The 13,921-nt window shown below is 65.4% G+C and carries 10 protein-coding genes; 4 read left to right on the plus strand and 6 right to left on the minus strand.

The genetic code is table 11. The annotated features are described in order from the left end of the window. Window positions 1-133: 133 nt before the first annotated feature. Together CGLY_RS11165 and CGLY_RS11170 are read left to right on the plus strand one after the other, a co-directional pair. Complete coding sequence (locus CGLY_RS11165; protein ID WP_038549436.1) at window positions 134-826, plus strand: IclR family transcriptional regulator; 693 nt, start codon at window positions 134-136, stop codon at window positions 824-826. A 151-nt stretch (window positions 827-977) separates the two neighbouring features. Then, window positions 978-1,880 (plus strand): LysR family transcriptional regulator, encoded by a 903-nt coding sequence (locus tag CGLY_RS11170; protein WP_038549438.1) that lies wholly within the window; start codon window positions 978-980, stop codon window positions 1,878-1,880. Here CGLY_RS11170 and CGLY_RS11175 read toward each other — a convergent pair. Genes CGLY_RS11175 through CGLY_RS11195 form a run of 5 tightly spaced genes read right to left on the minus strand, consistent with a single transcriptional unit; the run spans window position 1,857 to window position 9,158 of the window. Continuing rightward, window positions 1,857-3,002: an acyl-CoA dehydrogenase family protein gene (locus tag CGLY_RS11175; protein WP_038549440.1), complete on the minus strand. Its 1,146-nt coding sequence runs from the start codon at window positions 3,000-3,002 to the stop codon at window positions 1,857-1,859. The genes CGLY_RS11170 and CGLY_RS11175 overlap by 24 nt on opposite strands. 17 nt (window positions 3,003-3,019) lie before the next feature. Next, window positions 3,020-4,297 carry an acyl-CoA dehydrogenase family protein gene (locus CGLY_RS11180; protein ID WP_052540082.1) on the minus strand — a complete coding sequence of 426 codons (1,278 nt, stop codon included), beginning with the start codon at window positions 4,295-4,297 and terminating at the stop codon, window positions 3,020-3,022. Then, the gene (locus CGLY_RS11185) at window positions 4,294-5,901 is read right to left on the minus strand and encodes an acetyl-CoA acetyltransferase (protein WP_052540084.1); all 1,608 of its coding nucleotides are present in this window, start codon (window positions 5,899-5,901) and stop codon (window positions 4,294-4,296) included. Before CGLY_RS11185 ends, CGLY_RS11180 begins: the two co-directional genes overlap by 4 nt. Then, window positions 5,902-6,708 (minus strand): crotonase/enoyl-CoA hydratase family protein, encoded by an 807-nt coding sequence (locus CGLY_RS11190; RefSeq protein WP_038549443.1) that lies wholly within the window; start codon window positions 6,706-6,708, stop codon window positions 5,902-5,904. It lies immediately after the preceding gene. Then, window positions 6,705-9,158, minus strand: coding sequence for a CaiB/BaiF CoA-transferase family protein (locus CGLY_RS11195; protein WP_038549445.1), 2,454 nt, complete (start codon window positions 9,156-9,158; stop codon window positions 6,705-6,707). Before CGLY_RS11195 ends, CGLY_RS11190 begins: the two co-directional genes overlap by 4 nt. An 805-nt stretch (window positions 9,159-9,963) precedes the next feature. Between CGLY_RS11195 and CGLY_RS17565 the strand changes: the two genes are divergently transcribed. After that, window positions 9,964-10,206: a hypothetical protein gene (locus CGLY_RS17565; protein ID WP_038549447.1), complete on the plus strand. Its 243-nt coding sequence runs from the start codon at window positions 9,964-9,966 to the stop codon at window positions 10,204-10,206. 756 nt (window positions 10,207-10,962) lie between these two features. Here CGLY_RS17565 and CGLY_RS11205 read toward each other — a convergent pair. Then, window positions 10,963-11,748 (minus strand): GntR family transcriptional regulator, encoded by a 786-nt coding sequence (locus CGLY_RS11205; protein WP_158407388.1) that lies wholly within the window; start codon window positions 11,746-11,748, stop codon window positions 10,963-10,965. Window positions 11,749-11,869: 121 nt separating this feature from the next. Between CGLY_RS11205 and tkt the strand changes: the two genes are divergently transcribed. Next, complete coding sequence (tkt, locus tag CGLY_RS11210) at window positions 11,870-13,921, plus strand: transketolase (protein ID WP_038549448.1); 2,052 nt, start codon at window positions 11,870-11,872, stop codon at window positions 13,919-13,921.

Consider the following 13,921-nt stretch of genomic DNA (forward strand, 5'->3'; position numbering starts at 1 on the left):
ATACGACGATTCGTGCTATATTCGCACGCCGCGTGCGAATATCAACAACACTAAGTGATCTGCATTACATTTGTCGAATGTAATATTTCCATGACAAGATTTATGGGACAGTGACGTGCACGAAGGAGACTCCATGACCGACAATGACCCCCTCAAACGAGGTTCAAAGACCCTGGACAACGGGCTTCAGGTCCTCGAAGTTCTGGGGGACTCCCCGAATGGGCTGACCACGACTGAACTGTCCGAGCGACTCAGTCTGCACCGCACTGTCACCGACAGACTGGTGAGAACGCTGGAGCACCACGGTTTCTGTCGACGAACACAGGAGAAGAGGATTGTGCTCGGCAACGGGCTGGTCGCCCTGGCCAACCGGGTACAGCAGGACCTCCGCGGTACCGCACGACCGATCCTCGAGGACTTGGCGGAAGAACTCCAGGTCACTACGCACCTGGCGGTCCAAGAGACAGAGGACACTGTCCGGGCGCTCATTGTCATTCCTCCGCGACACTCCCGTATTCACGTCGGCTTCCGCGAAGGGCAGGTCGACCCGATCGACCGTGGTTCGGCCGGATTGGCCATCATGTCAATGCGGGAGAAGCAGCCTGGTGAACGAGACGAGGTCGACACAGTGCGTGAACGCGGCTATGCGGTGACGAAAGGAGAAGTGACCCCGTCGGTGACGGGCATATCCGCCCCGGTTCCCTATCGGAACGAACCCGGACTACTCAGCGTGGGCATCTCCGTGTTCGAGGCCACCGATGAAGCGCATCTCGCGACCGCAGTGGTTGCAGCTGCTGATGCCTTGGGACGCGAACTCCTGCGCTAGTCGCACCGTCGACCGAGACTAAATCTGGGGAACATCCAAAGCTACATGATCCCTAGAGGTAGTACTCGGCCCTATGACGCACACGACTACGCTGACCAACAACGCTCATCCTGTTCCACGGGCCCACCGACGCGGAGGACACCACCCACCCATGAACATCGACCTTCACCAGCTCGAGGTGTTCGTGGAGGTGTCCCGCACCCGCAACGTCGCCAGAGCAGCAGATAATCTGGGGCTGACCTCCTCTCCGGTGAGCCGCACGCTGCGCACCCTCGAGCACCGCACCGGCCCCTTGTTCCACCGCGCGCACCATGACATGCAGCTCACCGAGCACGGACGCACGCTGTTGGGAACCGCGGTGAGTATTCTGCAGCTATCGCAGGTTTTCGAAGACAAAGCCAGCGGTATCGAACGGACGTTGCGCTACGGGGCAACCCCCTGGGTTCCCGACGCCTACGCCGATGCCTTCCGTACCGCCGTCGGCCTCTCCGGCATCACACCGGAAGACGCTGCGTCCGAGGTCTCCCTGGAGCTCCTGAACAAACTCCAGTTCGGGGAAATCGACATGGCCCTGGTCCATCTACCCGTCAACCTGCCCGACATCAGCTCACTGGTTATCGGTCGCTACACCTTTGACCTCATGGTCGCCGCCGACGACCCCCTCATCACCGTGGCAGAAACCGGCCCGGTCCCGCTGGCAGCGCTCCGCGGCCGGAAGGTCGTGACACTCCCCTTCTCCCAGATGCAGCCGGCGTCAGGCGACAATGTGCACGACTGGTTTTCCCAGGCCGGGGTCACCGACATCACCGAAGTCGGTTTCAGCGACTACGCCGTGCTCACGTCCCGCCTGCCCCGGACCCACGAGGTCAGTATCGGTGCCCGCGGGCATTCCCTCAGTCACGTCCGTGGCGCCGACAGCAAAGTGGTGATGCTGCCGGTCGCAGACGAACAACCATGCTTCGAGATCGGTGTGGTCTGGCGTTCCGGGGCAACCGCCCGGCGCGAGGACATCGACCGCGTGGTGGCCGCGCTAACGGACCGCTTCCGGAGTTGAGCCCGCGCCGATGCGCCGGGCGAGGTTCGCACGGTGGAACTGGGCGTCGCCGAACAACACCTGGTCGGCTCGTGCCCGCTTGAGATACAGGTGCGGGCTCGCTTCCCAGGTGAACCCCATTCCGCCGTGGAACTGGATATTCTGGTGGGTTGCCGTCACCGCTACATCAGTGCAGATGCCGGCAGCCAGGGAGGCGGACGCCGGCAGCTCCTCCGGAGCGTCCTGCGCGGCCCACAGCGCGTAGCGGGACGCCGACGCCGCGGATTCGACGTCGACCAACACGTCCGCCGCCATGTGCTTCAGCGCCTGGAACTCCCCGATCGCCTGACCGAACTGCACCCTTTCCTTCATGTACGCCACGGCGTCCTCCAGTGCCCGGCGGGCGACGCCGGCCTGCTCGGCCGCCAGCCCCACCGACGCGACGTCCAGTATCCGGGACACCTGGCCCCACCCCTCGCCGTCTCCCAACGGAGTCGCCGGTGCCTGGTCGAAGCTCACACGGGCGATGCGCCGGGTGGGGTCAAGGGCGGAGAGCCCCTGCGTCGTGACACCGTCACCGCCGCGCACGATGAACAGCGAGATGTCGTCCCCGGACTCCTGACCGGTGCGGGCCGGGACGATGAAGACTCCGGCGTTCTGTCCGTCGATGACCTCCGGACAGGTGCCCGACACGGTCCAGTCGTCGCCGGACTTCTGTGCGGTAACCGTGACACCGGATTCGTCCCACCGTCGGTTCTCTCCGGGGAACGCGAGCGTCCCGACCAGCGATCCGTCCGCGATGCCCGGCAGGAACTCCTGCTGTGCCGCAGCGTCCCCGGACTCCAGGATGCTCATACCGGCAAGGACGACCGTGGCGAAGTACGGTGCACAGAACAGCGCCGCGCCGGCTTCCTCCAGCACGATGCCGAGTTCGGTCCAACCGAAGCCCTGCCCGCCGTATTCCTCGGGAACGGCGATGCCCTGCAACTGGAGTTCGCGGGCCATCCGGTCCCACACCTGCGGGTCATATCCGGTGTCGGTGTCCATGTCCTGGCGGACCTGGGATTCCGACGAGACAGTGGCGAAGAAGTCCCTGACCACTGTCTGGAACTCGTCCTGCTCCTCAGTACGTGGTGCAAACATGTTGTTGTTCTCCTGTTCTACTTCTCGCCGGACTGGTCGCCAGACTGTTCACCGGTCTTGTCGCCACTGAGGCTTCGGTTCACGGCCTTGCGGACGTCCCGGAACGGCACGCCCTTGTCAGGTTGTGCCCCACGAGGCAGGCCGAGGACCCGTTCACTGATGATGTTGCGCTGGATCTGGTCGGTGCCGCCACCGACGGAGTTGAAGAAGCCCATCATGAGGTCGTAGGACGTCCGGTAGGCGACGGGGTCACCGGTCGTCGCATCCTTGTCGTACTGCAGGCCCCGGGTTCCGAGCAGACGGAACTCCAGGTCGGATGCCCCGTGGAGGATCCGGGAGTTCGCCAGCTTGCCGAGGGACGCCAACGGCGATCCACCACGCGAGCGGTTCTCCATCTTCGCCCTGGCCTGGGTCCAGTCGTTGGTCAGCCGCCAGGTGTGGATCTTCATCAGCTCGTCGATGATCACCGGATCATCCACCCTGTCGGCGGTGCGGGCCGCATCGACGAGATCGTCGCTGCGCGTGAACAGCGAAGAGCGTGCACCGGACTCCGCGGTGTCCCGACCCACCTGGGCCATCTCCCCCATGCCCCTGCGCTCGGCACCGAGCGCCGACTGCAGGACCTTCCAGCCGTTGCCTTCACCGCCGATGAGGTTCGCCACCGGGACGACGGCATCGGTGAGGAAGACCTCGTTGAACTCGGAGTCACCGGTCATCTGCCGGATGGGCACGACCTCGACACCATTCTGCTGCATGGGGAAGATGAACAGGCTGATCCCGGCGTGTTTCGGCACGTCCCAGTCCGTCCGGGCGATGAGGATGGCGAAGGTGGCGCGGTGACCGTTGGTGGTCCACACCTTCTGGCCGTTGATGATGTAGTTCTCGCCGTCGTCGGACAGCTCCGCCCTGGTCTGGATGCTGGCGAGGTCCGAGCCGGCACCGGGCTCGGAGTAGAGCAGACAGCCCAGGTCCCACTCGCGGGTGATCATGGGACGCAGGAGCCGTTCTTTCTGTTCAGCCGTGCCGTAGTCGGTCAGCGCTGCTCCGGGCAGCAGCAGCCAGGAGACCTCGGAGAACGGCGCCACGTCCCGCGCCCCACCGGGGGCACCTGCGTCGTCGAAGGCCCGGAGCACTTCGCGGGCCTGGTCACGGGTGTAGTCGCGTCCGAAGTTCTCCGGCCCCCAGGACGGCACCCCGTAACCGGCGTCGACGATCGCATTACGCCAGGTGGGGCCGTCGGTACCGGTCCAGTTGTCCCTGATCCAGGACGCCGTCTCGTCGTAGATGCCGCTCATGCCTGTGCCTCCTCTGTGGTGCCGGTCGTGTCGCGTACGATGCCGCGGATGATGTTGCGCTCGCCGTCCTGCCCGATCTCCAGCGTCGCGCCGAAGACCGCGTCCGAACTCAGCAGTTCGATGACCTCGTCGGATGCTGCGTCGCCGGGACCTCCGGGGCTTCGGGCCTCGCTGACCGCGAGGACCCGGGCATTGTCCGGGGTGCGGGCCACGACGATGCCGATCCAGTCCCGGTTCAGGTCGGTGGTGACCGTGTAGGACTCGAGCGTCGCCGGGCCGGAGTAATGCTCCACGATGTCAGGGGCGGGTACGGCATCCAGTGCCTCCTGCAGCGGCCGGTCGTCCCAGTCGGTGAACTCCACTGGCGTGGTGGAGTACACCCCGGAGGAGTACTTCGTCATCCACCCGCCGTTGGCGCCGACGAACCCGAAGGTCCCCGGATTCCTCCGCAGCCGGTCGACCATCTCGGCGATGGCATGCATCGAGTAGTTGTTGCCCGCCCCGCCGAAGAACGGCAGCCCGCCGGTGAGGGTGAGGCCCCGCGGGTCGTCCGGCGCAATCCCCAGGGCATCGCAGATGTTGAACACCGGGATCGGGAAGCAGCTGTACAGGTCCAGGAACGCCAGATCATCGGCGATGATCCCGGCGCGCTCGATCGCCGTAGTCGCCGACAGCACCGATGCCGGGGACACTGACAGGTCCGCGCGTTCGGTCACGGTGCGTTCGGTCAGGTCGCTGTAGCCGTGCAGGAAGACCCACCTGTCCTGCGGGATCCCGAGCTCCCGTGCTTTTCCGACCGAGGTCAGCAGGACCGCCGCACCCTGGTTGACCTGGTCACGGGCGACCATGAACCGCGGGTAGGGGTCGGCGATGAGACGGTTGCGCTCGGTGACGGTCGCGAGCTCCTCCGCCGTCCGCTCCGTCGGGGCGGCGGCGTACGGGTTGGACGCCGCGACCTGGGTGAAGGGTGCGAACAACTCTCCCATCGCCGTCGCGTAGTCCTCGCGGTTCATCCCGAGACGCCGGCGCCGGGCATTCTCGAAGACGGCGTACTCCGGCGGAGCGCCGAGAAGTCCGTGCCGGACCTCGTAGGGCACGTGGAGGTCATCGACCTGCATACCCCGGTCCTCCAGCTGCCCGCCGACATTCTCGGTGAAATCGGGGGCATCGTCGCGTCCTGCCAACGCACGCGCGGTGGAAATCGCCTCGGAGCCGGCCAGAAGCACCACCTCGGCGTCCCTGTCGGCGATGGCCCCGCTGAACTCGGTGACGAGATGCTGCGGCCCCTGCCCACCGACGACCTCGAGGACGGCACGCCGTGGGTCCGCGCCGATCCGTGCGGCGATGGAGCGAGCGATATTGTCCGACTTCCCCAGCGGTGCGACCGCCCCGGGCGTGGAGATCTCGAACTGCCGGATGACGGCAATGGTGTCGATGGCGGCGGCGACGGTCGGGTCGAGGCCAGCATCCTGCACCGCCCTGCGGGACGCTTCCCCGGCGAGATCAGCAGCCGACCAGCGGTGATAGTCGTCGGCGGTGACCGGATCAGCGGCCTGTCCGACACCCACGAGGACGGGGGTACGGGGGTCAAGTGCGTCTGTCATTTATTCTGCCTTCCATTCCGGGGCGCGCTTCTGCGCGAAGGCGGTCATGCCTTCCCGTGCGTCGGCGCTGCGGATCAGTGCCGCACTCTCGGTGTCGTTGCGTGACCAGTCCTCCTTCTCTGCATTGACAGCGCCGTCGGTGATGCCGTGCGCCACGCGTTTGGTGGCCTGAACCGACAGCGGTGCATTGCGGTTAATCTTGTCCGCCAGCTCCAGGGCGGCCTCGACCACCTGGTCCTGCGGGACGACACGGTTGACCATGCCCAGTTCATAGGCACGGGCCGCGGGGATCGGCTCAGCGGTGAGCATGGCCTCCATCGCCACCTTCAGCGGGATCTGACGGGGCAGGCGGAAGGCACCGCCGGCGGCGGCCATGATGCCGCGGGTGACTTCCGGTAGACCGAAGGTGGCGGTGTCGGCGGCGACGGCGAGGTCGCTGGCCAGCGTGATTTCGGTGCCTCCGCCGAGGGCGAAGCCGTTGACCGCGGCGATGACCGGTTTGGAGATCCAGTGCTTGACAAAACCGGCGAAACCCCAGCTCTTCAACGGTTCCTCGGTCATGCCGAGTTCACCGGCAGCCGCTGCCTTGAGGTCGGCGCCGGCGCAGAACGCCTTGTCACCGGCGCCGGTGACCACGACGGTGCGCACGCTGTCGGTGTGTTCGGCCTGTTCCAGTGCTTCGCCGAGTGCGAGGGCGAGGTCCCGGTTCACGGCATTGCGTGCTTTGGGACGGTTGAGGGTGATGAGCAGGGTGTGTCCGCGTTGTTCGACGAGGACGGGGGTAGTGGATTCAGCGGATTCAGTCACTGCGGTGCTCCTGTGGTGGTGGGTGTGTCTGATGGGTGTGGTTCAAGGGCGCCGCAGGTGACGAGGGCGTCGATCGTGTCCTCATCGAGTCCCAGGACGTCCCTGATCACCTCGCGGGTGTGCTCACCCTGCAGGGGTGCCGGCTGCAGCCGGGCGTCCCCGAGGCGGAGGCTGTGTCCTTCGGAGGCGAGTGTGGGGAACGGCTCGGTGAACTGGGGCTGGGTCATGGTGGTCAGCAGCCCCCTCTCCGAGAAGTCGTGGTCATGTCCGATGTCGGCGAAGCGCATCATGTGCCCGGCGGGGACGCCGGCGTCCTGCAGTTGGCGTTCCGCGGTGATCGCTGTGCGCGAGGACGTCCATTCCCGGAGTGCGCCCTCCAGTTCCTCATTATGGGCGAGCCGTCCAGTTAGCGTGGCGAAACGATCATCACTGATCCATTCCGGGTGGCCGATGGCGCCGGCCAGCGCAGCAAAGCGCTGGTCACCGTGCCCGTCGACGACGATCCACTCGTCGTCCCCTGCCGCAGGGAAGAGTCCGCGCGGGGCGTCCTGCGGGGCGCTCAGCGCGGCGAGACCGGAACCCGGTTCCAGAGTTTCGGCGGCAAGATGGCCGGCCATCGCGGCGAAGATGGCGTCGACCTGGGCGGTGGTGACCACCCCGCCCCGTCCGGTGCGCGCGCGGCGCAGCAGCAACGCGACCACGGCGATGGCATTGAGCCGTCCGACCACGTGGTCCGGGTAGATGGTGATGGTGTCGCTGTAGCCGTCGGCGTCGCCCGGGTAGCACCACAGTGCCGACAACCCGGACGCCGCGCGGACCAGCGGTCCGTAGCCCATCTTCGTCGACCAGGGGCCGGTGTCTCCATAGGCGGAGGACTCCGACAGGACGATCCCCGGGTTGATCTCCTGCAGGGTGTCGTGGCCGAAGCCGAGGCGCTCGAGTGTGCCGGGTTTGAAGTTGGTGAGCACCACGTCCGCCTCCGCGACGAGCCTGCGGAGGAGGTTCTTACCGTCCTCGGTGGTGAGGTCGAGTCCGAGGCTGCGCTTGTTGCGGTGCCCCCAGGCGAAGCTCTTGGTCATCTCCACGCCGGGCGACATCTGTCGGCATCCGTCGGGGAAGCTCGTGGATTCAATCTTGATGACGTCGGCGCCGTAGTCGGCGAGCAGGCGTCCGGTTTCCGCACCCATGACAATCACCCCGAAGTCCAGGACGCGCAGGCCGGTGAACGGGAGGTGCCGGTCCTGCTCGTCCGCTGCGGGAGCATGCCCGGGGACGACCGGGGCGGTGACCGGGGCGGCGAGCCAGGGGCCGTCCTGCGGATCGTTGTCGACGCGTCCTCCTGCGGTATCGGTGATCCCGGTGCGTACACCGTCGATGGTGTACACCCCGGTCGGCACGGTGGCGACACGGCCGTCGGCGAGCGTGAGATCACTGAAGCTTCCGTTGGCGCGGAAGGCGGGTTCATCGACGACATCCGAGAGCTCGTCGATGGATGTCACCGGCACGCGAAGCTCTTCGCCCTGCCGGACGGCCTCCTCCGTGGTCATGCCGGCGAACAGGTCGCGGTAGTGGGCGAAGATCCTGTCCTTCTCTTTCACACGGTAGGCCGGGCGGTTGTACTCGGGTGTGTTGAACTCGTCCGGGTGGCCGAGCCAGGTCAGCATCGCCTGCCACTGGCGTGGGGACAGCACGCAGATACGCACCATCCCGTCGGCGGTGGGAAAGATCGGGTACAGGGCACGGGCGTCGGGGCGCCCGTGCGGGACATCGAAAGGGTCGATACCCGTGCGCCCCGACCCCTGCATTCCCATCGGCGGGTCGAAGATGTGGGCCAGCGCATCCAGTGTGGAGAAATCGATGACGTCTCCGGTGCCGGTGCGCCGCGCGGTGTAGTAGGCGGTGATGGTCATCCACACCGCCTGCGGCGCGACGGCCCCGGCGACGAGGAAGGACGGCGGCAGCAACGGCTCCTCCCGGTCCGGCAGCCCGGAGCGCGACAGGATCGTCGACAGCGCGAACTGCACGTCCGGGGTGGACGTCCAGTTCTTCTTCGAGCTCTGTTCCCCGAAGTCGCTGAGGACGGTGACGACCGTGCCAGGGTGGGTGTCCGCAATGGTCGTGGGGTCGACGAGGTTGCCGGTGACGTAGTCCGAGAGTCTGCCGACCAGGACGATGTCCGCGCCGTCAATGAGGGCATCGAGGTCGGCCTGAGCCCGCGTACTGGCGGGGTCAACGGTGGTGAAGCGTTTCGTGGCGTTGGCGATCTCGAAGGTCAGGCTGGTATCGCCGGAAAGCACGCCCTCGTTGCGGTCCGCGGAGCCTCCGGGCGGTTCGACCCGCAGGACGTCTGCCCCGAGGTCGGCGAGGTACCGGCCGACCATCTGGAACTCGCCGTCAGCGAGGTCAAGGACCCGGACGCCTGCCAGCGGTGGATCGACGGTGTCTGTCATCGTGGTTCTCCGTCCTTCCCGGGGCGCGGTGCGCACCCCTTCTGTCTTCAAAACTACGAGGGGACGGACGGGCGCGCGACGCAAATGATGGAGACCGGACATGGCAGGTGGTGAGCGGTGGCCGTGCTAATTGTTGGGACGTTGATTGTCGTTTCCCGGATGAGAGCAGCGCCGACGGAGAAGGAGTAACTGTCCGGATGCTGACGGAGGAGGAGCTGGCGATCACGGAGTAGGTGAGCTTCAGGTGTCGAATTGTCGCCGTCCCAGGTAGGGATTCGACCGGATTCCCTACCTGGGAGGGTGATGACCCGACATCGGACTCCTCCAGCGAATGATCATGGGGAGGTGCCGACGAGTTCTTCGGTGAACACCGTGATGATTCCGGCCTCGCCCCAGGCAGCGAGCAGATGATTCATCACTTCAATCTCGTCCGGCGGGGCGCTACCGCAAGTCGTGCTGATCCCGACGACACCAGGAAGGCGCGGAAGCTATGGTCACGGGGCATCGTCCCCATGCTGACGGAGAGTCACGGGGGCGTCGATGTCTTCGAAGAACGCTACTACGTTCCTGCCTTCCAGTGTCGATCATCGCACCGATGAGTGCACCGAGCCTCCCATGCGGTACTGCGCAGATCGGGGAGGAAGAAGATTGAGGCCCTTGGGCGGTTTCCACCTCAGGTTGCTGATGGAGTGGTCCGTTCCATGGCAGGGGTAAGAAAAGTAATTAATACCTACCCACCAGCCGCACCGAACTGTACTGTCATGAACGTCGTTCAATTAGCAATCGCTCACCTGGAGGGATACCAATGACAACGCCTCTCCATTTACAGATCATCGCTGGCACCATCGCCATCGCTCTCGCCCTCGCCCTCGCCCTCGCCCTCGCAATTCTAAGACCAACCGCGCTCGCGGATACCACGACCGGAAATACCGGCGAAGCCGTGTCCGACATGCCCGACGGCATCTCGTCACGATCGGCACACGGCGATGTTCTCGCACCGGGAATCCTCTGCGTCAACTACGTACATGTGTACGGTCCAGGAGCATAGGTAAAGAAGGTCGACGTCGGCGTCAGGTCTACAAATCTACACCCACTCCAGGACGCCGCATCCAGTGCGAAGGTACAAGTCGCCTACACAAAGTCGAGTAAGCGAGATACTCGGTCTGCCACGGCCCCCAACTACACCTCCCCGACTGACATGCTGCGGCCTGGCGATTACTTCGACTTCAACTTCAATACTAGTCTAGACAACCGGAGCACCGTATGGGGGGCGAAGTAATGCAGGAAAACGTTGCTCACCGTGGGCCTGCATAAAAATCAAAAAGCAACCCGAGAGAGGAATAAGATGATGGAACTTGTGATAATCATACTTCCGATTTTATTTATTGCCCTCGTAGTTTTCGCCGTCGTCAAAATTCTGAAGAATCAATAGCTTCCGAAATCCCCCTGTTTTGGCTTTTCGGTCGCACCCGACGGCATATTAGCGTGGGACCTCACTGCCCTCCCCTCGGGCCGCCAGTGTGTGATCTCGACAGATTCCGCGATGGACGCAACATGAATTCAGCGGCCTCATCGGAGGTCCGCGCCACTAATCCTGTGTTCAACCCAGCACACGCGAGCACCATCTTCCAGGATCCCGAACTCCCGGCCTTAAAATGTTTGCCCCGAGTCATGAGCACTACCGTAATACGAAGCTACTGTCGCTTCCAGATGTCCGCTTTTCAGCAGCGTCCATCTTCGGAGCTCTGCTCCCGCCCATTCCCCGAGCCGCGACAACATATGCGGGAGATCGGGCGAAAGGAGGTCAGCTCGCGGAACCCCGGTTCTGCAACGTGAACGCCAGCTGACTGTACGCCGGGGTGTGGGTAGCAATACCGAAGGCAACGGGAGTCGCATCTGCGGTGAACACCGTGGAGTCCACGGCCAGCACACTGTCCCCCACGGCGATACCGAGGCTCTCGGCACGGCCCTGGTCCACCTGATCCAGGCGCACCAGCAGGTCATTGCGGGTGAGGACGACCCCGTAGGTGGTCTCCAGGAACTCGAACAGCGAACCGGTGGAGAAGTCGTGGGCCAGCACGGCGGGATATCGCGCCGCCGGCAGGTACGTGACTACGTGCTGATGCAGCGTGCCGTTGATATAGCGGAGCCGCTCCAACAGAATCAGCTCATCGGCGGGATTGAGCTCCAGAGCCTCGGCTGCACGCGCCGCCCGGGTGACCTCGTTAGCCAGGACCTCAGTGACCACGTCACGGCCGAGTTCCGCCTGTTGGCGGTGGAAGCCCGTCACGCGTTCGGCGAAGGTCTCGTGGATTTCCTCGGTGTACTGCGGCTCCGTGACGAATGTCCCCCGCCCCTGGATCCGCTCCAGCAGACCCGACTGGATGAGATCGTCCACGGCCCGGCGCACGGTGATCCGGCTGACGTTGTACTCCTCGCACAGCGTCGGCTCAGTGGGAATCTGCTCCCCGACCGACATCCCCTCCAAGCGTTGCTGCAGGTGATCGCGCACCGCAATGTACTTCACCGTCTCGCGTGCCATCGCTACCTCCAGCATGTCATTGTCCCCGTCAGGGTATCGCCATCTCATCGTCCCGAGTCGTACCCGGGGCCACAAAAGCTCTTGCGTCGAAAACCTTTCCAGCGCTAGAGTAGCATTCATCATGACGACCTGATGAATGATCGCGCCGTCGAGAACACGAGGAGGATAAATGACGACAACCGCTCCCCCGGGACTCTCACGCACCGGGAACGAGGTGGTCACCGCAGCCCGGCTTCTCGCGGCGGACGCCGTCGAGGCCGCGCAGTCCGGTCACCCCGGCGCGGCCATCTCTCTGGCACCGGTCGCGACCCTGCTCTACGGAAAGTACATCCGGCACGATCCACAGGACCCGCACTGGTTCGGACGGGACAGGTTCATTCTGTCCTGCGGCCACGCGAGCATGCTGCTCTACGCGCAGCTCTACCTCACCGGATACGATCTCTCCCTCGACGACCTGAAGAACTTCCGCCGTCTCGGGTCGAAGACCCCCGGCCACCCCGAGTACGGCATCACTCCCGGCGTGGACGCCACCACAGGCCCGTTGGGCCAGGGCTTCGCCATGGGCGTGGGAATGGCGATGGCTTTCGCACACCAGCGGGCGCTCTACGATGCCGAGGCCCCCACAGGCGATTCTCCGTTCGACCGCCACGTGTGGGTCCTGGCCTCCGACGGTGACCTGGAGGAAGGCATCTCCTACGAGGCGGGCTCGCTTGCGGGACGGCACCAGCTCGACAACCTCACCGTCCTCTACGACCGCAACCGAATCCAGATCGACGGCGCCACGGACCTCGCCTGGTCGGAGGACGTTGTCGCCCGCTTCGAGGCCCAGGGGTGGCGGGTCTCCACGGTGGCCCGCGCATCCGACGGCGACATCGACATCACCGCGCTCGACGACATTCTCTCCGCTGGGGGCGACCACCGGCCCCACCTGGTCGTCCTCGATTCCGAGATCGCCTGGCCGTCCCCCACGGCACGCGGCACCGCCGGTTCCCACGGCGCTCCGCTGGGCGCCGAAGAAGTCGCCGGCCTCCGGCGGGAGCTCGGCGTCGACACCGCCCCGTTCGACGTCCCGGACGCCGTACTCGACACCGCCCGCGAAGCGGTCACCGCCGGTGCTGAGCTGCACCGCCGGTGGGACGGCCAGATGGAGCAATGGGCCACAAGGAACCCTGCTCGTGCTGCCGACCTTCGTCGTGTCGTCGACCGGGGCATCCCTGGCGAGTTGAACGACAGCCTTCCCCGGTGGGAACCCGGGACCATGGTCTCCACGCGTGACGCGTCCCGCGACACCATCCAGGTCCTGGCGGAGCACCTGCCCGAACTCGTCGGCGGCTCAGCGGACCTCGCCGACCCCAACCGCACCGCCATTACATCCTCCGGCTCCTTTCTTCCCGAGGACGGCGGCCGGACGGGCCGCAACGTCCACTGGGGCGTACGCGAGTTCGCCATGGCGGCGGCCGTCAACGGTATGGTGCTGGCCGGCGGTACGCGGGTCTTCGCCGGAACGTTCCTCACGTTCTCCGACTACGAACGTGCCGCGCTCCGGCTCGCCGCGTTGATGAAACTCCCGTCGATCTTCGTCTGGTCGCACGACTCCATCGCGCTCGGGCAGGACGGCCCCACCCACCAGCCGATCGAGCACCTGGCGAGCCTGCGGGCCATGCCCGGGTTCACCTCGATCCGTCCGGCGGACGCCAACGAGACCGCCGCGGCATGGTTCGTCGCCCTGGAACAGGACGGGCCGGCAGGCCTGGTGCTGTGCCGCCAGCCCCTGAAGACACTGGGCATCGACCCGGACCGCATCGTCGACGGCGTCCGCCGCGGAGCCTACATCGTCTCCTCCGACAGCACCGCCGATGACCCCGATGTCATCCTCATCGGCACCGGCAGTGAACTGGAACTGGCGGTGGACGCCGCGACAACCCTGCGCGGCAACGGGTACGCCGTCCGGGTCGTCAGCATGCCGTCCCGGGACCTGTTCGACCGGCAGGACGATAAGTACCGTGACTCCGTCCTGCCTCCCCAGCTCCGTGCCCGGGTCGTCGTCGAGGCCGCCGCCACCTTCGGCTGGGGCGACATCATCGGCGACGCCGGTGTCGCCGTGGGGATCGACCACTTCGGCGAATCTGGCCCTGCCACGGACGTCCAACGCGCCTGCGGCATGACCGCCGAACGCGTCGTTGCCGCCGCCGACGAGGCGATGTCCCGATCGAGGAAATGA

The sequence above is a fragment of the Corynebacterium glyciniphilum AJ 3170 genome, assembly GCF_000626675.1.
Taxonomy (GTDB): Bacteria; Actinomycetota; Actinomycetes; order Mycobacteriales; family Mycobacteriaceae; genus Corynebacterium; species Corynebacterium glyciniphilum.